A 434-nucleotide genomic window follows, 5' to 3' on the forward strand; every position below is an offset into this window, starting at 1 on the left:
AAGCATCCGTTACCGCCGGACTGCCAAACGTCAGCGAGCTGGTTGATATGGTTTACGAGTATTGCCGGAAGCGAGGCCTGTATCCGGATGCGGAGTCTTATCCGTGGAAATCAAACGCGCACTACTGGCTGGTTACCAACCTGTATCAGAACATGCGGGCCAATGCGCTTACTGATGCGGAATTACGCCGTAAGGCCGCAGATGAGCTTGTCCATATGACTGCGAGAATTAACCGTGGTGAGGCGATCCCTGAACCAGTAAAACAACTTCCTGTCATGGGCGGTAGACCTCTAAATCGTGCACAGGCTCTGGCGAAGATCGCAGAAATCAAAGCTAAGTTCGGACTGAAAGGAGCAAGTGTATGACGGGCAAAGAGGCAATTATTCATTACCTGGGGACGCATAATAGCTTCTGTGCGCCGGACGTTGCCGCGC

At 52.5% G+C, this 434-nt stretch carries 1 protein-coding gene; it reads left to right on the plus strand.

Features of this window, described 5'->3' with window-relative positions; translation table 11 throughout:
- Positions 1-365: replication protein P (locus CRV02_RS14510; RefSeq protein ID WP_258239334.1), on the plus strand; the 365-nt coding region annotated here is incomplete at its 5' end.
- Between the last annotated feature and the right edge of the window lie 69 nt (positions 366-434).

Origin of the sequence: Arcobacter sp. CECT 8989 (genome assembly GCF_004116715.1) — a bacterium.
Taxonomy (GTDB): Bacteria; Campylobacterota; Campylobacteria; order Campylobacterales; family Arcobacteraceae; genus Halarcobacter.